Consider the following 19,138-nt stretch of genomic DNA (forward strand, 5'->3'; position numbering starts at 1 on the left):
GAAGCGAAGGCTGCTTAAGCCTCCGCTTCTTCATCAACTGCTCTTTCTTTTGAGCTGGAGGTCAATGAAATCCAGCTCCGCCTTGATTGCGTCAATCGTGAGCGTCTCGACTTTACTGGCTTTGTTTGCTCTTGAATTGAGCTTTGTCGTATTGGCCATGGTGAGAATGATCCCGTTCAAATGGAGCTTTCGGGCCTTTAGATAATCAGGCGTTTGTACGCTGTTCTGTGGTGGTTTGTTCATGTCTGGACCGCTAGTAGGCCCGAAGCAACCAGTCCTCGCCGGTTGCTACGGGAAGGTTTAGGCTAGGCCGCCAATAGATCAATCAGGCTGTGTTGGTGCGAGCGAGCCGCGAGTTCTCGCCAGGTCCAGCTTCCAAAGTGCTCGCCCAGTTCAGGGATATCCAGCTTCATCAGTGCAACCGGGTCACGACTAATCAGGTTGCGTGCGGCCCACAGCTTGCCGCCGGTCTCCAGCAGTGTTTTGGCGGCCTCATTCCACTGTTCTTCCAGCACAGTTTTCGCCAGATGCGCCGCTTTATTCTCGATCTCGGTGCGTTCCTTTTGTGCCTCTGTGATATGCAGATCAATCGTCACCAGCTCCTGCTCCAGTGCGGTGATGAGCAGTTGTTGGCGGCGGTGATGCTCAGCCGCAGCCGTGAGGTTTTTTGCTGCCTTTTGAGCTTCTGCGTTAGCCGCTTTTTCGCCCTCTACATCGCCCCAGGCGACAGCCTGTGCATAAGCGGTGGCCGCGTCCGTTTCAGCTTGTCGAGCCTTTGCCATGTCTTCCTGATCACTCTGGCGGACCTGCTGCAACCGGGTCTCGATGCTGCTGCGCTTTTCGTTGAGCTCCATCTCGTCGGCTTTCCTGTTCGCCATATCGCTGAGATATCCCGCAGCCAAGCTCTCACGGTTTGCCAATCTCTCAAGGCGATGAATCTTTTGATTCAGGTTGCTGATCTCCAGATTTCGCGAGTCGATGCGTCTTTTGTGATCGTTGATTTCATCCTGCACGGCTCGTTGACGGCCCTGCTGGATAACCTCCGGGCTTTCCAGCGCCTCTTCGAAGGGAGCCAGGTCACCCTGAATGCTCTCCACTTCGAGGGTCAGTTGGTCGCGGCGGTCTTTCAATTCTTGGATAGTGTTCATCTGTATTGTCTCTGGGTACTGCGGTTAATAGGGATGGTTGTCGAATGGCTGGCAAGGCCGGTAATGAGCCGGCGCTACCTCGATCAGCAGGCTCGCCGTCAGGCGGCCTTGGCCTCGCCTTCGTCCGTTCCTGGAACTGTCTTCACCACGTAGCAGCGCTGGGGCCCTAACCCTGGCAGACGGATCAAGCTGTAGGCCTTGCCGTCACTACCCGGCTCAAGCACGCCGCGTTGCAGCAACTCCTTGTTCACCGCACTGATGTTCATGCCTTTGAAGATCTCGGTCCTCCAGGCTTCAGGCAGTACGTAATAGGTGTTGGTGGTGTGCAGAGCGTCGCCCATGCCGTGTTCCAGCGTCCTGCGGAAGCCCAACCGGTCAATCGTGCGCGGCCCGTGCTCATCGATCTTGGCGGCGGCAGAATCCCAACGTGTGAAGCGGCTTTCTCCAAATCGCTCGATGACTTGGCGTAGCCGGGCCAAGATCGCATCACCCTCGAAGTTACCGGCGCCGCCACGTTCGGCTAGCCACGCATGCAGACACACCCGAGCGGCGGTCGTGGCTGTGCCATCCGGCCAGCCGGTAACACCAAAGGCGGTAGCCAACTCTCCGGCGGCGGCTGCGAGGCCGAAGCGAAGGGCGGCACGCTGCGCCTGACCACTGGCCGAGGCTGGTAGGTTTTGGGTGATGAACTGTTCCACCGTGCGGCGCACGATCACTGTCCACCTGAGCATTGCCCCTGGCGCACACAATGCGTGCAGGAAGCGGTGAGGGGCGTGCCGTAATATTTGGCTACTCGGGCCTTGAGCGCTTCAGAAAGGGCGGCAGCGTCCTCAAAACCATTCAGCACATCGAACGTGCCGAGGCCCTTGCTGGCATCCGCCATGTGCTGTGCCAACGTCTTCTCGCCCTGCAAGTGTGGTGTCTGCTAAGGGGCGGCGTTTGATTTCAATGTGCTTCACTTCCTGTATGCCTCCAGTTATAGGAAGCTCAAGGCATACACGGCGGGAAGTTACAGGGGTAGGCAGGGATGAATAGCCAGAAACAAGAAAGCCCGCACAGGGCGGGCTTCTTGGGGTGTTTCGTAGACTGTCTGAGACAGCCCGAGACTGCTATATGGTGCACCCGGCGGGATTCGAACCCACGACCCCTGCCTTCGGAGGGCAGTACTCTATCCAGCTGAGCTACGAGTGCAACGCGGGCGCCATCATACCCATCTGATGGGGGGGCGTCCAGTTGCTAGAGGTTCCCAAAGCAATCGTGGGCAGTGTCACACCTAGATGGGGGTGGTTGATGTCCTCCTACGGTATCGGGCATAGCCAGCTGACTGCAAGCTTGTTCCGGCTTGTCCATCTCAGGAGGGTTGCTTTAGGAGGGCATCCGGCTCGACCTCAAGGGCTGAGGCAAGCCTCCAAATGTTGAAAATAGTGACGTTCTTTTCCGAGCGTTCCAGCATCCCAATGTAGGTGCGGTGAACTCCGGCGCGCTCAGCCAGTGCCTCCTGAGAAAGGCCAAGCTCTGAGCGCCTGCGTCGAACGTTTGCTGCAAACACAGCAACGAGTGGGCAGTCTTGAGGTTTGATAGTCATGCTTGCAAATGTGATTGCCTGCATACTATGGTTCGACAGACTATGATTAGCATTTCGCTAGTCGGGGCACTTCGCCCGACAAGGAGCGTCTCAGATTGTCCCTTCTTGCAGGATTGCCTTTGCCACACTGTCGGCGCAGGTGCTCAACTTCGAGCAGGCGGTCTCAACTGGTGAAATCAGGATTTTACGAGCAATGCTGTCATGCTCAATGGATTGTAGGGGTCGTTGCGGTTTGATTGGACGGATTGATGAAGTAACTATACATAACTGGGGGGCGTATGTTTTTCTTGAAGATGCTTTTGTGGGGGATGGGTGCCGTTGGCGTTTTGACTATGCTCATTGCATCCATTGTCGGGGCAATGAAAGCTAAGAGTGAGGATGGTACGTCTTCATTTTGGATGATGATATTCATGATAGTGGTCGTCTGCCCCGGCTATCTCTATATCATGCCAGAGGATGAGGACGTGGTTACACCCAAGGTCTATGCTGCTCCTAAGGTAGAAATTGATCCTGTATTAGAAGCCCGCCGAGAAAGAGCCAGGGAAATTGATCGGGAGAACAAGCGCATGGAAGAGTATGCAGAAAGTGAGCACAAGAAACTTACGGCAAGGTCTACTAAGGTTGCAGTGAACCCTTCCTCTGTTAATGGTATGGCTGAGTACCGGTACTATCTGAAGAGCGGAAAGATTGTTTCTTGCTTGCGTGGTTTTGATGGCGAGGTCTTGGCGTTCAACTGTACTAAGTACAGCTTTGACTGATGGTGGTTTAGCTATGCCCATGGCGTCAGTGTGGGCTTAAGGAGCTCCCGGAAAGCTAAGCCGTTCAGAGCAGCGGCTTAGCTATGGTTATCAATTGAACTCCTGCGGGATGAGGCATACGAAACGGCTTCGTCCAGCCTTCTACATGCGCAAACATACATCTAGCTACCCCCAATACCAAAGCTCAAGCGTCGCGCCAGCGGCCCTCAAAGAGCCTTCGAGGGGCTCTAGCCTGTCCTATAGTCGAGCTAAGAGGTCAGCCAGGTTCTCATAGACTCATAGAGTTCTCGCCCGGCCTTGGTCGCTGAGCGGCTTGCATAGTCCGGATTGGATTGCAGGCAGTGGGCGGTAAAGTCGAACTCCTTCGAGCTGTACAGAGCCCAGCCCCCCGGGGTTTTAAGCTCATTCACGACAATGGCTTTGTTGCTCCCACGCTCCCGATAGCCTTTTACCGGCTTGGCTGACTTCAAATTTTGCTTCGGGGCTAGCAACTCTTGAATTGTTTCGAGAGTCAGACCAAGCGGGAATCGACCTACACCGTGTATGTGGAAACTGTGGTTCTCTTTGCTTTCACTGTTAGCAAACTCCACGACAAAAGCGAGGTCCTTCACCCCAAGGGACTTGATGAGGGTTGAAAGGTTGTCTGTCGGACCCTTCTTGGCTGACAAGGCAGCGTCCGCGACCTCGTGGCCGAGTCGGAATGTAAACGCTTGAGCGTCAGGTAACAGCATGAATCCAAGGAAGCTGAACGCTCGTTTTGTGTCTGCGGACAACCTTCTTTTCCAATCCGGAAGGGATATGCAAGAAGCATAGTTTTGAGCCAGTTTTAGAAGGTGATCGTTGTTAGCTTGTAGCTTATCTATGTGCTCTAAATCTTTGTTCTCTGCTTGTAATTTCCCTAATACTGCTAGGTTCCTAACGTAGGACGTATAGAAAGTAGCCAAGACCCCCGCACTGGCTGGCGTGCAGCGTTGTTTCGCTGCTATCTGTTGGGGCGCGGATTTTGGAAAAGGTCCGCTCAGTCTTGAGAGGGTGGTTAGCGGCGAGCCAGCCCGGTCTGTATCAGATGGCCCGATACAGTTGGGCTTCGGAGGCGTCACCGTGTAGTTAACCAACGGCTGCTTGTCTGTCATCGGCTGGCTCGATTCACCCTTACGGAGGGCTGATTTTCATTTTTGATATGCCCTGGATGGCGCCAGGGTGTTCGATACTTCTACTGTTTTCTAAGGGTTTGACGATTGACCGGTCATCATCCGGGCAAGATTGAATCAAAGCCTTCACAGACGACATCATCGTCGTCCTGCTGCTGTAGCTGCGCTATGCGCCTGCTGTCGAGCCATCGCATTGTTTCTAGCTCATCCTCGACACCCTCAAGGTTCCCGTCGCGCTCGGCCTCTTCTAGGCGCTGCTGTGCCCGCATTTCTGCAACATCACGTTCAGTCATGATGTGAATCTTTAACTCCGGAAGCTCTTCAAAGTCGAGTGCTTGATTCAGCTTCTCTAGAGGGAGAGACCGACGAGTAACATCCTGCGTCAGCTTGAGTGCAGTGGATGCTGCTGCAAGGCTTCTGAAAGCAATAGGGTCAGCCGGATCAAGAATCTCAAGAGCGTTCGCTAGCTTGGTCCTGATCTGCTGGTTCAGCGCCAGCTCCTCAACCACCAGTGAAGCCGCTGTTTGTTGCACTGCGTCCAATGAGAATGCCGCTGTCAGCAGCTCCTCCCTGGCTTTCTCGATCAGCGCCTGAGTTCCGGCGCCAACAACGGCATTGTGCTTTTTGAGCAGGCGCTGGGTGGTGCTGACACTGATACCCATCCGCTGTGCAATCGCTGAGACAGTCCATCCCGCCTCTCGCAGTATCACCGCTTGGGCAGCTTGATCCGGCGTCGATTGTTTACCAGCCATTTTCATTCCCCTTGCACGTTGACTGCGGACTTGCTGGCGCCAGCTCGTTTCACTGCGGAAACGGAAATTGCGTGTGGTTCAGCCGTCCCCTGAGTCTTGGCTGAGGTCTCTTTCAGTGTGCGTTTGATCCGGTAGACGGTGGCTACACCGCAGTCCGCGAGTTTGGCAATCTGATCAGCAGGCATAGTTGGATGCTTTTGCATCAGTGACTGCACTCCCGCCCATTTGGCAGCGTTCCTGCCTTTGCCTGTTGGCTTCCATTCAGGGTCAGCAGCACGCTTGTTTTCGAGACCTTGTTTGATGCGCTCCACACGCTTCTCCTGATCCAGGCGTGCCATGGTCGCCATCAGATCAATCAGCATGTTATTGATCACATCCATGATCTCCCCCGTGATTCCTTTCGCTCCTTTCGCTTCAATCAGCATGTGACTGGTGGGCAGATCAACCACAACCAAACGAAGCCCCTTGGCCTTGATAGTGGCCTTGAGACTGTCCCAGTCGGCCTGTGACAGGCGGCTGAGGCGGTCTACGGACTCGACCAATAGCACGTCTCCACTCCGGGCTATATCGAGCAAGGCGAGCAGTTCAGGGCGATTGAGCTTGGTTCCACTGATGTTCTCAGCGTAGATGCCAGCGATGCTCAAACCTTTTTCTGCAGCGAACAACTCTAGAGCGACTTTTGCACGGTTGGCATCCTGCTCCTTCGTTGACGCTCGGAGATAGAGGTGGGCATTCATGGCTGGCTATCCTTTACTCTTAAATTTGATAGATCAATGATAATTGAATCATATGGCTATCAGCAATAGATATTTGATAGCCGCTGGAGAGCCGCTATCGAACTACCGTTTACGTCTACTACTTTGATAGTGACAAGAGGGCTGTTTCGCGACGTTCATTCGGTTAGTAGGAAGCTTGCTATTCGTCCATAGAACGGCAGGCGGGTATCGAACTGCCGGTCAGCACCGGCAGAATCGACCAGAAGCTGTCTTCACTGGCGCGTCATGGGGGAGTGGAGAGATCGCTCTAGCCCCTTTCAGCCACCGTCTTGTCATACTCTTCCCAACTGGCAAATCCAATGGGCCGTTTCGGCTCTTCCGGGTGAACGCGCTTCTGTCGAACCAGCAGGACATTAATCTGGCTAACGTGCTGAATGAGCTTCACTGGTGAGCCATCAGGTCTAGTGCCGTAGAACCCGATGAGGGAGGGATTCCAATAGGTCAGTTCAGTGAACGAAAAAGTGATTTCGTTACCGAAGCTAACCAGCTGCCCTCCAACCTCGTACTCATCTTCAAGCTCTCTGTGAAAATCATTAACCCACTCTACAAGTCGCCAGTAAAATTCGCTGGCATGGTTTGGGTCGGTGAAGTCGATGATCGGTGGATGACTGTATTGGGTCATCAGGTCGTAAGGTGAAGTCATTCGGTATGTCCCTATATAGAAAATGGCTAGGCGCCATGAGTGTAGTCGAGCCGCAGTGAGTCAAGGAGCCTCTTCACTGTCTTCCCGGCAGAGTCGGTCCATACGGACGCTCGACGCAGATCAGCATTTCTTTGAGCTACAAAGTTATCTATCAATGTTTCACATATGCCTTCTTTCCGCCCGATGTAATGCAGTAATGCCCGCCCCGAGGCCCATAACAAAAATTTCCGCCGCCGCAGCTGCAGTCAGGTTCGGAGTAGCCCCCATTGGAGCTGGCTTTGGCCGAGCTGGTTGAGACTTTGGGAAGTTTTATGGCTTTCACCTGGGCGACCCGACTTGCCACAAAAGGGTCCATGCTCTTTACGTTGCGAATGATCCGGCACTCAAGCACGGTCAACATTGCAGCCCCAAATTTAGCATCGCTTTTACCCAACTTCTCAAAGGTATCAACGACGTAACTGCGCTGGTCCGCGTTGGTGTTGTACGCATACACATACTTGGTACGCATAGGCTCTTTGGCTGCCTGCTGAAGCATAGATGTGAACGCCGGGGCAATAGGGTGGCCCAAAGTCCGAAGTCGGCCAAAAACCTGCGTTGAGGAGCCTTCGTGGCCTACCAAATCCTCCGATAAGTCGGCCCACAACACCTCAGAGGTCAGCTTGGTGAGCGTTGCCAACTGCTGCGTATCCAGCGATGGGAAATAGTGCTTTTCAAGGTTCGGTGCCGAACAATACTGGGTGTAGAACTGTTCAAGATCTTGGCCTTGCTCCCATGGAGAAGCACCGTCGGCGAATACATAGGCTGCCGGAAAAATGACCACAGCCAGGAATACAAACACTCGAAACATAGTATGGTCCTTTTCTGCTACGTCTTTGATCGAAAGCTGTGCACGCGCAACATCCTGATCACTGCGCTAAGCCCCACTGATCACTCCGTTTGGTTCAATCCATGCTCTTCGCGGTGACGCTGAATATCCCTCTTGAGCATGCGACCGAGCCGCCTCTCAAAATCAGCGTACGTGATGCCTGAGAGATCAACCGGAACGGTCAGTCCTTCGAGTACGGCCTTCTTCTTGCGTAGGTTGAATCCATTTCCATATCTCGCAATCTGCCCTTCCTTTCCCCTTGAGTGTCCGGTGATGTCTGGAGCTACAAGGTATGCTTCTTCACCAGACTCGCGCGCCATGTCAACGAAGGTGTGACGGAAACTATGAAAGTTCTTCCGGTCGGTCCTACCTTCTGCGTCTCGTTCACGAATGCCGCATTTGTATAGATACCCGCTTGCTTTCGTGCTCGGGCTTGGGAAACGACAGAAAAAATGTGTCGCACGGCTTCCCCACCCTTTTTTGGAGTCGTAAGTCAGTCCGTCCGAGAAAAGTTTTTCACGACCTTCCTTCGCTGCTTGGAAGACAAAATCCAAGAAGCCCATGCGGATCAGTTCGCTGTGAATTGGTACGACTCGGCGGCTCGATTGATTTTTGAGCACCTTTGGTAATGGGCGATCACGCTCATCGTCCATCATGCTGATGACCCAGATACCTTCCTTCTCGCTCACATCCTCAGTGTCAAGCTGGCACAGTTCATTGAGTCTGCCGCCGGTATGCAGGCCCAAAAGAGGTAGCCAGAACTGATAGGGATAAACCCCGCGGCTTTTCTCCGGTTCTGCACCTGCGTAGAGATAGCCGGAAAAAATGGCTTGAAGGTCTGACTTCGAGAAGGCCTTCTGCACCGATTCTGCGCCCGGTGGGTTGTGGTCCAGTTTGGGTTTGTCCGGAAGCTCCGGTGATATGACTGTTAGCCCTTTTCTGTGGGCGAATGTATGGAGCACGCGCAGCCGGGTCATGAGCTTGTCGATGGTGGTTGAGCTGATGCGCCGGTCTTCAGGTCCTTGTGCCAAAATTGACTCTTTCGGAGAGTCTGGGGGCGGCAATTCACTGCCTCGGCTCGGACGGATGTCGCAGATGCTGAGATAAATTTGCTCGAAGTCGGTCAGCGTGAGCCGATTGATGGGCTTGTTGCCGCTAAGGATGTTCAACCGGCGAGCATGCCCTTGTTCGTCCTCTTTGGTTCGTGCGCTTTTCTGCCGACCTTTGTTCAGTCTCTCCTGGTTATCCCACTGCATCTGCCAGATTTTGTACAGTGTCGGGCCGTCAGGTTCAGGTTGCTGGATGGGTTGAGTGGGGGCCGGTATTGATAGGGGCTGAGGTTGAAGCGCCAGCCTCTCTACGAGCTTCGGTAACAGCTTTCGGAACAGACGGCTAGGTAAGGCGCGGCCTTCAGTGAAAACGCGCTCAGCGAGCTCCTGAGAGCCCTCAGGTAGTGGTCGATTTGGGTGCCCGGCAAGTACCTGAGCTATGGCAGCTTTTCGTTGCCTGTCCTCCAGCTCTTCCCATTCTCGATCAGAAAGCTGGGATTTCACCTCGGTAGGTGCCTCAGACGGTTTGGCATCGCTCCAATCCGTGTGAGCGTCGGCCTTTTCGATCTGAGCCAGAAACAGCTCATAGTCCTCATCCGAGGGTTGATAGTCGTCTTTCTCTACCACTGCAAGCATCCTGTCGAAGATGGCCTCATAGCGGGCAATGTATTGCCGGGCACGGCGAAGCGCCAGCCTCTGGCTGTCGGTTTTCAGTGAACGCCGGATTTCTCTCTGAGAGCTGAATGCTGAGCGCAGGGGCTTGGGAACCACCAACCGAAAATAGTAGGTGCCGTGGCGGTTGAGAGTGAGGAAGCAGGGCTGAGCTGGCATTGGTGACACCTTTGCGATGTCCCACCTAGAAGCGCTATACAGTGCCCCACCAGCCTTGAAAACCCTCTACCTGTCAGAAAAGCATGTTCCGGCAGGCAGTTAGCTCAACTGGAATCGGTGGCGGGATTCGAACCCACGACCCCTGCCTTCGGAGGGCAGTACTCTATCCAGCTGAGCTACGGATGCTTGTGCGGGCGACATCATACCCATGTCGCCCTTGGGCGTCCATGCCGGTCTTTGGCCGTTTATAGGTAGGAATTTGCTCAACCGAGGCCCTGCACCGGGGCCTGGTGGTCAATACGTTGGAACCTGGTTGAATCACGATGATCAGAAAGATTCGGCAAATGCGCGGTTTTCGTTCTTTTTTTCGAACAGACTATTGCCCTGTACCCCCATTGATCCTAGGATTCGTTTGAGATTTCAAACGCTCTGTCTCCCGCGTGCTATTCACTCATGCTTGCGCGCTGGGGCTGATTTCCCTGACGGCAGCCCACAAGGCGCCTTTCAACAACTCTAATTCGCTCCGCGTGCGCGCGGTGCTGTTAAGGAAAGCCGACATGCAGCTCAAAGATACCCAGTTGTTCCGCCAACAAGCCTTTATCGATGGCGCTTGGGTCGATGCGGACAATGGTCAAACCATCAAGGTCAATAACCCGGCCACGGGCGAAATTCTCGGCACCGTGCCGAAGATGGGCGCTGCTGAAACCCGCCGCGCCATCGAAGCGGCTGATAAGGCCCTGCCGGCCTGGCGTGCACTGACCGCCAAAGACCGCGCCAATAAGCTGCGTCGCTGGTTCGAGCTGATCATCGAGAACCAGGATGACCTGGCTCGCCTCATGACCCTGGAACAAGGTAAGCCGTTGGCCGAAGCCAAAGGCGAAATCGTCTACGCGGCCTCGTTTATCGAGTGGTTCGCCGAAGAAGCCAAGCGCGTCTACGGTGATGTGATTCCCGGCCACCAGCCGGACAAGCGCCTGATCGTGATCAAGCAGCCGATCGGGGTTACCGCCGCCATCACGCCGTGGAACTTCCCGGCCGCGATGATCACCCGCAAAGCCGGCCCGGCCCTGGCCGCCGGTTGCACCATGGTGCTCAAGCCGGCTTCGCAAACCCCGTTTTCGGCGTTTGCCCTGGCTGAACTGGCCCAGCGTGCGGGCATTCCAAAAGGGGTGTTCAGCGTGGTTTCCGGCAGCGCCGGCGATATCGGCAGCGAGCTGACCAGCAACCCGATCGTGCGTAAATTGTCCTTCACCGGCTCGACCGAAATCGGTCGCCAGTTGATGGCCGAATGCGCCAAGGACATCAAGAAAGTCTCCCTGGAGCTGGGCGGCAACGCGCCGTTCATCGTGTTCGACGACGCGGACCTGGATAAGGCCGTCGAAGGCGCGATCATTTCCAAGTACCGCAACAACGGCCAGACCTGCGTCTGCGCCAACCGCCTGTACATCCAGGATTCGGTGTACGACGCGTTCGCAGAAAAACTCAAAGTGGCCGTGGCCAAACTCAAGATCGGCAACGGTCTGGAAGAAGGCACCACCACTGGCCCGCTGATCGACGAAAAAGCCGTGGCCAAGGTTCAGGAGCACATTGCTGATGCTCTGAGCAAAGGCGCCAAGCTGCTGGCCGGTGGCAAGGTCATGGAAGGCAACTTCTTCGAACCGACTATTCTGGTGAATGTGCCCAAAGACGCGGCTGTCGCCAAGGAAGAGACCTTCGGCCCGCTGGCGCCGCTGTTCCGCTTCAAAGACGAAGCTGAAGTGATTGCGATGTCCAACGACACTGAGTTCGGCCTGGCCTCCTACTTCTATGCCCGCGACCTGGGCCGTGTGTTCCGTGTGGCCGAAGCCCTGGAATACGGCATGGTCGGCGTCAATACCGGGTTGATCTCCAACGAAGTGGCGCCGTTCGGCGGCATCAAGGCCTCGGGCCTGGGCCGTGAAGGCTCCAAGTACGGGATCGAGGATTACCTGGAAATCAAATACCTCTGCCTGGGCATCTAAGCCGGGAAGGGATTGCAGTAAACGCAAAGGGCACGAGAGCGCTGACCCTTTGCGTGTTTCAAGACGTTATTCGTAGTGGCCGGGAAAGCTGTGGCAGTCGATCATCGCATGCTGCCGTAGTTGCCTCCCCGCCACGTATTCCTTGGACCCCGCCACCCGATGAGTGGCGAATGAGGACTTTATGAGCAAGACCAACGCATCCCTGATGAAACGCCGCGAAGCCGCTGTACCACGCGGTGTTGGCCAGATTCACCCGATCTTCGCCGAGTCGGCAAAGAACGCCACCGTGACCGACGTTGAAGGTCGCGAGTTCATCGATTTCGCCGGCGGTATTGCCGTGCTGAACACCGGCCACGTGCACCCGAAAATCATCGCCGCCGTGACCGAGCAACTGAACAAGCTGACCCACACGTGCTTCCAGGTATTGGCCTATGAGCCGTACGTGGAGCTGTGCGAAAAAATCAACGCCAAGGTGCCAGGCGACTTCGCCAAGAAAACCCTGCTGGTCACCACCGGTTCTGAAGCCGTTGAAAACGCCGTGAAAATCGCGCGTGCCGCGACCGGCCGTGCCGGCGTGATCGCCTTCACCGGCGCCTACCACGGCCGCACCATGATGACTCTGGGCCTGACCGGCAAAGTCGTGCCTTACTCGGCCGGCATGGGCCTGATGCCAGGCGGTGTGTTCCGTGCGCTGTTCCCTAACGAACTGCACGGCGTCAGTGATGACGACTCCATTGCGAGCATCGAACGCATCTTCAAAAACGATGCCGAGCCGCGTGATATCGCGGCCATCATCATCGAGCCGGTGCAGGGCGAGGGCGGTTTCTACGTCGCGCCGAAATCGTTCATGAAGCGTCTGCGTGAACTGTGTGACAAGCACGGCATCCTGCTGATCGCCGACGAAGTGCAAACCGGTGCCGGCCGTACCGGTACGTTCTTCGCCATGGAACAGATGGGCGTGGCTGCCGACCTGACCACCTTCGCCAAATCCATCGCCGGTGGCTTCCCGCTGGCCGGTGTGTGCGGCAAGGCGGAATACATGGACGCTATCGCCCCAGGTGGCCTGGGCGGCACCTATGCCGGTAGCCCGATCGCTTGCGCTGCTGCTTTGGCGGTGATGGAAGTGTTCGAAGAAGAGCACCTGCTGGACCGTTGCAAGGCGGTCGGCGAGCGCTTGGTGACGGGCCTCAAAGCCATTCAAGCCAAGTACCCGGTGATCGGTGAAGTGCGTGCCCTGGGCGCGATGATTGCGGTCGAGCTGTTCGAAGATGGCGACAGCCACAAGCCGAACGCCGCTGCTGTTGCCGCCGTGGTCGCCAAAGCGCGCGACAAGGGCCTGATCCTGCTGTCCTGCGGCACCTACGGCAACGTGTTGCGCGTGCTGGTCCCGCTGACCTCGCCGGACGAGCAATTGGACAAAGGCTTGGCGATCATCGAAGAGTGCTTCTCCGAGCTGTAAGCGGACACTGACCTGATCGACAGAAAAAACCCGCTTCGGCGGGTTTTTTTGTGCCGAGTGCAGCACATTCAGGCCTTGTTCCTTGTACGCAGGCAGCTTGATTGTCTAAGGTGCAGGCATTGCCGATGGAGCGTGCTGGATGACTGCTGTTGATTTACCGGCTGTACCCCGAGTGTTGATTGCCGAGGCGGACCCTTGGTCGCGGGATCTGCTCAAGCAAGTGTTGTTGAATGTGCGCTGCGACGCACGGCTGGACGTGTGTGCCGACGGGCAGCAAGCTGCCACGCTGCTGCAAGAAAAAGCCTACGACCTGATCCTGGCGGATTGGGAGCTGCCGGGCATCGATGGCCTGAGCCTGCTGCGCAACGTGCGCCAGAAGCGCCGCTCGCCCGCGCTGCCGTTTATTTTGCTGAGCAGTCGCAATGACAGTGCCAGCGTACGCGAAGCCTTGCCCCTGGCGCCCACGGCGTACCTGACCAAACCCCTGGACATGGACGGCCTGACCCAGCGGCTGCAAGACCTGCTGCTCAATGAAGGCGAAAGCGTGTATTGCGAAATTCCTCCGTTGGCGCCGGGCATGACCTTGCCGGTGTTCCTGGAGCGCCGACGCGACGCCTGCGACGGTGCGCCGTTGTGGGTCGACGTGAAGGCGGCGGTGCAACAGAGCCTGGGGCCGGATGGCCTGGACCTCCAGTGCCTGGAAGACCGGGTACGCATGGACCCGCAAATCACCGCCGTGCTCATCGCCGCGGCCAACAGCGCCGGGCAGCATGGCTCGCCGGTACAACACCTGCCGGCCGCGCTGCATTCGCTGGTGCCCGGGCAGAGCATGAACCTGATCCTGGGCCTGACCCTCAAGCACAACGTGGTATTGGGCGATCCGGCACTGGTGGCCTACGCCGAGCGCCACTGGCAGTTGTCCCAGGCCACTGCCGACTATGCCCGCCGCCTCGCGCGTATGCTGGATCTGGACCACGAGCGCTGTTACAGCGCCGGTATCCTGCACCGGCTGGGGGACTTGGCGCTGTTGCGCTGCCTGGAAGATTGGCGCCTGGGCGGTGGTGCGTTGGATGATGAAGTGATTGGCGAGTCGCTGTTCACCTTTGGCGCGGCCTATGGGTCGGCGTTGCGCACGCGTTGGCGCTTGCCGTTGGAGCTGCGTCAGTTGATCGCAGCAACCTATTCACTCGAAGGCGGGGTGTATTCGCGCGAAGCGCTGGTGGTGAACCTGGCGGCGCAAATGGCGCGCCTGACCGAGCATGAAGGGCTCGAAGAACTCGCCAAAGGCAAGACTGCGCGGTTGCTGAAAGTGGGCCTGTCGGAGCTGATGCGGGTGCGTAAAACCTGAGGAAAATACACCGCCCCCCGCTTCTGATCAGTGCTAGCCGGCTACCACGCGGTTTTTGCCCTGGCGCTTTGCCTCGTACATGGCGGTATCGGCCCGCGCGAACAGGTTGTCCAGGGTTGAGTCGTCTTCACGCAGGTTGGCCAAGCCCTGGCTGACGGTCACGGTAAACGCCCTGCCTTCACAGCTGAAACTCAATGCCTGGATTTCCTTGCCCAGGCGTTCAGCCACCTGCATCGCCATCTCCGGCGCACACCCCGGCAGCACGGCGGCGAACTCTTCGCCGCCAATACGCCCGAACAGGTCGCCACGGCGCAATACGCCCCGACCGCTCTCGGCGATACGCCGCAACACCTGATCGCCCTCCAGATGGCCGTAGCTGTCGTTGACGTCTTTGAAGTCATCAATGTCCAGCAACAGGAATGCCAGCGGCGCGCCTTGGGCGCAGGCGTTGTCGAAGGCTTGATTGGCGCACTCGAAAAAATGCCTGCGGTTGCTGCTCTGGGTCAGCACGTCGGTGGTGGCCAGGCGGTGCAGCTCCAAGGCCATCTGTTTCTTTTCGGTGATGTCCTCGGCCATGCCGACCACGATTGTTGGCGCACCGGGCTCGACCTGCTGGTTGATATAGCATTTGTCGCTCAGCCAACGAATGTGCCCGTCAGCCGTGATGATGCGGTACTCGCGGTCCTCCACGGCACCGTACTCCAGCACGCGAGCGAGGCTGTGTTCGGCATAGTCGAGGTCTTCAGGGTGGATGCTGTTGCGCCATTCGCGGTAATCGGCCAACAGCAAACCGGCCGACCGGCCGAACACCCGCTCGTAGGCAGGGCTCACATACAGCACGCGACGCGTTTGCCAATCAATGGCCCACAGCACGGCATTCACACTGACCAGCAGTGAGCTCAGCAATTGCTCGCGCTCGCTCAACCGTTCGACTTCACCCTGGGCGTGCATCAGCGCCAACAGGGTGGCCGCCGCGGCTGGGCGAGGAGGCTCAGCAGTGGGGGCGTCGGGTAGGTAGGGCTTTTCGTGGACCATCGGTACAACTCTCTCTGGGCGCGCCGCAGGATGGAACAGCGGTCACTACAAGGGTCACCATGATGGCGAAGTGTTCTTTGAGAGAGGGGAATTGCAGTGAAGTTCCGTGATCGTCACGGATTGGCGGTGCCCGGAAAATGACGCCAGAAAGAGGGTGTGTGGGAGGGGTGGCCCTCCCACAGTGCCGTCAGACCGCTGCAGGGCGCAGCGAATAGGTCTTCAGTTGGTGGGCAAAATCACGCAGGGACTGGATGCCACTGGCTTCGGCCTCGTGCACCCATTCCTTGATCGCCGCCAGCATATCGTGGCCATTGGAACTGGTCTTCAGCCAGATCTGCTGCAACGCCAGGCGTTTTTCGTAGATCACCGTCAATGCATGGCTGTGTTCCAGCATGCTCTGGATACGCACGTGGTGGCGGTCATCCAGCAGGCTGGTTTCACGTGACAGCAGGCGTTTGGCACGGTGGAACTGGTGGCGGACCGAATGATCGACCTTCTCCAGCTCCTGCTTGACCAGCGGGCCGATCACCAGCTTGCGGTATTGGGCCATGATCTGGAAACGGTTGTTGAGGATCGCCATGGCGGTGTCCATGTCCAGGTTGCCTTTACCCTCCACGCGGTGCGCGATAGGCGCGACGCGTTGCACCTTGGCCAGGCGCAGGAAGCTGAACACTTTAATCCACGCCCAGCCGAGGTCGAATTCCCACTTCTTGACCGACAGCTTGGCCGAGTTCGGGTAGGTGTGGTGGTTGTTGTGCAGTTCTTCGCCACCGACGATGATGCCCCATGGCACCAGGTTGGTCGCTGCGTCGCGGCATTCGAAGTTGCGATAGCCGATGGCATGCCCCAGGCCGTTGATGACACCGGCTGCCCAGAACGGAATCCACATCATCTGGATCGCCCAGATGGTGATGCCGATGGTGCCGAACAGCAGCAGGTCGATCACGCCCATGATCGCCACGCCCAGCAGCGGGTAGGGCGTGTAAATTTTGCGCTCGATCCAGTCGTCCGGGCAGTTCTTGCCGTAGATGCGCAGGGTCTCGGGGTTCTCGGCTTCGGCGCGGTACAGCTCGGCGCCTTTGCGCAGCACGGTGGACAAACCCTTGATGACCGGGCTGTGCGGGTCGTCGACGGTTTCACATTTGGCGTGGTGTTTACGGTGGATAGCGGTCCACTCGCGGGTGTTCTGTGCCGTGGTCAGCCACAGCCAGAAGCGGAAGAAGTGTTTCAGGCCGGCATTGAGCTCCAGGGAGCGATGGGCTGAATAGCGGTGCAGATAGACCGTGACCCCAACGATGGTCACATGGGTCATCAACAGAGTGACCGCCACCAGTTGCCAGGCTGACAGGTCAAGAAAACCGTTGTACCACATAGGCTGTATGGCCCTCAGATAAAGAAAAAAACAGCTCACGCATTATCACTAAGCCTACAGAGAAAACCAGCCGCCCTTTCAGATAGGAGTGACTGGATGTTTCTTATTCTATAATCCGCAGCCTTTGTAGGGCGATTTTGTTTTTTTGGTAAGGATTACTGAACCTATGCTGTTTTCATACCGAGGTGCCCTGCGTGTGGGGCTGGTATATCTGCTGGTTTCCATTGTTTGGCTCCAGCTCAGCCAGCAGCTATTGATCAACTTTCTCGATGAGCCGCACGCGTTAGTGCGCTGGCTGCAGGTGCGCGGGTACGTGTGGGTGGCCCTCAGCGCGTTGGTTATTTACCTGATTTGCGTCCGTTTTGTCCGCGCTCATCAAGTTCAGCTACCCCAGCAGGAAAACCGCGAGCGCTTGCGCCAGGCGGCCGCCGTGTTCGATTGCACGCGCGAAGGGGTGCTGGTCACCGACGCCCAAGGGCTGATCGTGCACGTCAACCGGGCGTTCATGGAAATCACCGGCTACCAACAAGAAGACGTCATGGGCGAGCGCCCCAGCCTGTTCAAGTCCGGGCGCCATTCGTCGAATTTTTATCAGCAAATGTTCCAGACCCTGGAGGACAAGGGTGAGTGGAGCGGTGAAATCTGGAACCGGCGTAAAAGCGGTGAGATTTATCCCCAGTGGCAAACCATCCGTGTGATCCACGACGACCAAGGCCAGGTCAGCCATCACGTCGCGGTGTTTTCCGATATCAGCGCCATCAAGGACTCCGAGCACGAACTGGCGCACCTCGCCCATCACGACCCGCTGACCGACCTGCCCAACCGCCTGCTGTTTACCGACCGTGCCGAACAGGCGCTGGCCTCGGCGCAAGTGCACAAGCGTGGCTGTGCCTTGTTGTTGATGGACCTGGACCACTTCAAGATCATCAACGACAGCCTCGGCCATAACGTCGGTGATCAGTTGCTCAAGGCGGTGGGCGAGCGCCTCAAAGGCCTGTTTGGCCCCGGCGTGACGCTGGCGCGCCTGGGTGGGGACGAGTTCGCCGTGCTGGCCGAAAGTTGTCCACAGGTGATTCAGGCTGCCGCGATCGCACAGCGCATGCTCGATGCGATGAAAGAACCCTTCGTGTTCGACGGCAACCAGTTGTTTATCAGCGCCAGCGTCGGCATCAGCCTGTTCCCCAGTGACGCCCTGAGCGCCCAACAGTTGCTGCGCAATGCGGATTCCGCGCTGTTTAAGGCCAAGAGCGTCGGTCGGGAAGGGTATGCGTTGTACACCGAAGAGCTGACCGCCCACGCGCAGAATCGCGTGGAAATCGCCAGCGAACTGCGCCGCGCCCTCGAACAGCAAGAGCTGCGTGTGTATTACCAGCCTGTGCATAACCTGCAAGACAGCCGCCTGCTCGGCGTCGAAGCGCTGGTGCGCTGGCAACACCCGGAGCGCGGCCTGGTGCCGCCGGGGGAATTTATCCCCATCGCCGAGCGCACCGGGCTGATTGCCGATATCGACGCCTGGGTGATGGACCAGGCCTGTCGCCAGATGTGCCAGTGGTTGGCCGAGGGCGCGCCGTTGAGCTTTGTTGCGGTGAATGTCTCCAGCCGTCTGTTCGCCCGGCGCGAGCTGTACGAACAAGTCGCCCAAGTGCTGCATGAAACAGGCCTTGATCCGGCGTTTCTGGAGCTGGAAGTCACCGAAAGCGCGGTGATGGATGACCCCGAAGTGGCCCTTGAGCAATTGCATCGCTTGCGTGAGCTGGGCTTGCGCCTGGCCATTGATGACTTCGGCACTGGCTATTCATCGTTGCTGCGCCTCAAGCGCTTGCCGGTGCAGAAGCTCAAGATCGACCAGGGTTTTGTCGCCGGGCTGCCGTGGGACGAAGACGACGCCGCCATCGTGCGCGTGGTGATCGCCCTGGCCAAAAGCATGGGCATGCAGGTGCAGGCCGAAGGCATTGAGCAAGTGGAGCAGGCGCGGTTTCTGTTGGAGCAGGCGTGCGATATGGGGCAAGGTTATTGGTTCGGGCGGCCGATGCCGGCAACTGAAATTGATTGGGCGCGTGCGCCAGCTATCAGGACTTGAAATACAGTCAAAATGTGGGAGCGGGCTTGCTCGCGAAAGCGGTCTGTCAGAAACAGGTGTATTGACTGATTCACCGCATTCGCGAGCAAGCCCGCTCCCACCTTTGGATTTCGGCATGGCTTATTTTCAGTGTCGCACGCGTAAAAAACCTCGCAACCCCACGTCCTGCCAGAAAATTCTTTCTGGTTATATAAACATTCTTAAATAGTCTTTTTAAGAATATCCGCGCTTATCTACTATCGCCCTCACGCCGCAAGCAGTGCCGCCACTGCCAGGCACTATTCAT

General features: G+C 57.2%; 15 protein-coding genes, 2 tRNA genes and 2 pseudogenes. 5 read left to right on the forward strand and 14 right to left on the reverse strand.

The genetic code is table 11. The features are described 5' to 3' along the window. Positions 1 to 33: 33 nt before the first annotated feature. The 5 genes and pseudogenes from A7D21_RS24850 to A7D21_RS24870 form a co-directional block, all read right to left on the reverse strand. Positions 34 to 243: a hypothetical protein gene (locus A7D21_RS24850; protein ID WP_069552909.1), complete on the reverse strand. Its 210-nt coding sequence runs from the start codon at positions 241 to 243 to the stop codon at positions 34 to 36. A 62-nt stretch (positions 244 to 305) separates the two neighbouring features. Continuing rightward, the gene (locus tag A7D21_RS24855) at positions 306 to 1,148 is read right to left on the reverse strand and encodes a chromosome segregation protein SMC (protein WP_069552910.1); all 843 of its coding nucleotides are present in this window, start codon (positions 1,146 to 1,148) and stop codon (positions 306 to 308) included. Between the two features lie 98 nt (positions 1,149 to 1,246). After that, positions 1,247 to 2,055, reverse strand: a pseudogene (locus tag A7D21_RS24860) (DNA/RNA helicase, superfamily II protein); the annotation flags it as partial. Positions 2,056 to 2,262: 207 nt separating this feature from the next. Beyond that, positions 2,263 to 2,339 (reverse strand) — tRNA-Arg (locus tag A7D21_RS24865). 160 nt (positions 2,340 to 2,499) lie between these two features. Then, positions 2,500 to 2,757 carry a helix-turn-helix domain-containing protein gene (locus A7D21_RS24870; protein WP_371859231.1) on the reverse strand — a complete coding sequence of 86 codons (258 nt, stop codon included), beginning with the start codon at positions 2,755 to 2,757 and terminating at the stop codon, positions 2,500 to 2,502. A gap of 254 nt (positions 2,758 to 3,011) precedes the next feature. On the opposite strand from A7D21_RS24870, the gene A7D21_RS24875 reads away from it, so the two are divergent. After that, entirely contained in the window at positions 3,012 to 3,491 is a 480-nt protein-coding gene (locus A7D21_RS24875; RefSeq protein WP_069552911.1) for a hypothetical protein, read from the forward strand. Between the two features lie 248 nt (positions 3,492 to 3,739). Here A7D21_RS24875 and A7D21_RS34670 read toward each other — a convergent pair whose 3' ends face one another. From A7D21_RS34670 to A7D21_RS24910, 7 genes and pseudogenes are all read right to left on the reverse strand, one after another. Beyond that, positions 3,740 to 4,624: a hypothetical protein gene (locus A7D21_RS34670; RefSeq protein WP_083272234.1), complete on the reverse strand. Its 885-nt coding sequence runs from the start codon at positions 4,622 to 4,624 to the stop codon at positions 3,740 to 3,742. A 116-nt stretch (positions 4,625 to 4,740) separates the two neighbouring features. Continuing rightward, on the reverse strand, positions 4,741 to 5,394 hold the full coding sequence (locus A7D21_RS24885) for a helix-turn-helix domain-containing protein (protein ID WP_069552912.1): 654 nt from the start codon (positions 5,392 to 5,394) through the stop codon (positions 4,741 to 4,743). 119 nt (positions 5,395 to 5,513) lie between these two features. Next, positions 5,514 to 6,131 (reverse strand): annotated as a pseudogene (locus A7D21_RS24890) (recombinase family protein); the annotation flags it as partial. A 286-nt stretch (positions 6,132 to 6,417) separates the two neighbouring features. After that, entirely contained in the window at positions 6,418 to 6,813 is a 396-nt protein-coding gene (locus A7D21_RS24895) for a DUF6173 family protein (protein ID WP_069552913.1), read from the reverse strand. 151 nt (positions 6,814 to 6,964) lie between these two features. Beyond that, positions 6,965 to 7,660, reverse strand: coding sequence for a hypothetical protein (locus A7D21_RS24900; RefSeq protein WP_069552914.1), 696 nt, complete (start codon positions 7,658 to 7,660; stop codon positions 6,965 to 6,967). Positions 7,661 to 7,740: 80 nt separating this feature from the next. Then, positions 7,741 to 9,558 carry a site-specific integrase gene (locus A7D21_RS24905; protein WP_069552915.1) on the reverse strand — a complete coding sequence of 606 codons (1,818 nt, stop codon included), beginning with the start codon at positions 9,556 to 9,558 and terminating at the stop codon, positions 7,741 to 7,743. A 109-nt stretch (positions 9,559 to 9,667) separates the two neighbouring features. Then, a tRNA-Arg gene (locus A7D21_RS24910) sits at positions 9,668 to 9,742 on the reverse strand. 373 nt (positions 9,743 to 10,115) lie between these two features. Here A7D21_RS24910 and gabD point away from each other — a divergent pair. The 3 genes from gabD (at position 10,116) to A7D21_RS24925 (ending at position 14,365) form a co-directional block, all read left to right on the forward strand. Beyond that, positions 10,116 to 11,558, forward strand: a complete 1,443-nt coding sequence (gene gabD, locus A7D21_RS24915) for an NADP-dependent succinate-semialdehyde dehydrogenase (RefSeq protein WP_017136690.1) — start codon at positions 10,116 to 10,118, stop codon at positions 11,556 to 11,558. A gap of 181 nt (positions 11,559 to 11,739) precedes the next feature. Next, positions 11,740 to 13,017, forward strand: a complete 1,278-nt coding sequence (gene gabT, locus A7D21_RS24920) for a 4-aminobutyrate--2-oxoglutarate transaminase (protein WP_069552916.1) — start codon at positions 11,740 to 11,742, stop codon at positions 13,015 to 13,017. Between the two features lie 139 nt (positions 13,018 to 13,156). Then, positions 13,157 to 14,365 (forward strand): HDOD domain-containing protein, encoded by a 1,209-nt coding sequence (locus A7D21_RS24925; protein WP_069552917.1) that lies wholly within the window; start codon positions 13,157 to 13,159, stop codon positions 14,363 to 14,365. Between the two features lie 33 nt (positions 14,366 to 14,398). Here A7D21_RS24925 and A7D21_RS24930 read toward each other — a convergent pair whose 3' ends face one another. Together A7D21_RS24930 and desA are read right to left on the reverse strand one after the other, a co-directional pair. Then, positions 14,399 to 15,400 carry a sensor domain-containing diguanylate cyclase gene (locus A7D21_RS24930; protein ID WP_069552918.1) on the reverse strand — a complete coding sequence of 334 codons (1,002 nt, stop codon included), beginning with the start codon at positions 15,398 to 15,400 and terminating at the stop codon, positions 14,399 to 14,401. Positions 15,401 to 15,587: 187 nt separating this feature from the next. After that, positions 15,588 to 16,772, reverse strand: coding sequence for a delta-9 fatty acid desaturase DesA (desA, locus tag A7D21_RS24935; RefSeq protein ID WP_064450144.1), 1,185 nt, complete (start codon positions 16,770 to 16,772; stop codon positions 15,588 to 15,590). A gap of 166 nt (positions 16,773 to 16,938) precedes the next feature. Between desA and dibA the strand changes: the two genes are divergently transcribed. Next, positions 16,939 to 18,852, forward strand: a complete 1,914-nt coding sequence (dibA, locus tag A7D21_RS24940) for a phosphodiesterase DibA (RefSeq protein ID WP_069552919.1) — start codon at positions 16,939 to 16,941, stop codon at positions 18,850 to 18,852. Positions 18,853 to 19,138: the final 286 nt, after the last annotated feature.

The sequence above is a fragment of the Pseudomonas sp. AP19 genome, assembly GCF_001728855.1.
In the GTDB taxonomy this organism is placed as follows: Bacteria; Pseudomonadota; Gammaproteobacteria; order Pseudomonadales; family Pseudomonadaceae; genus Aquipseudomonas; species Aquipseudomonas fluorescens.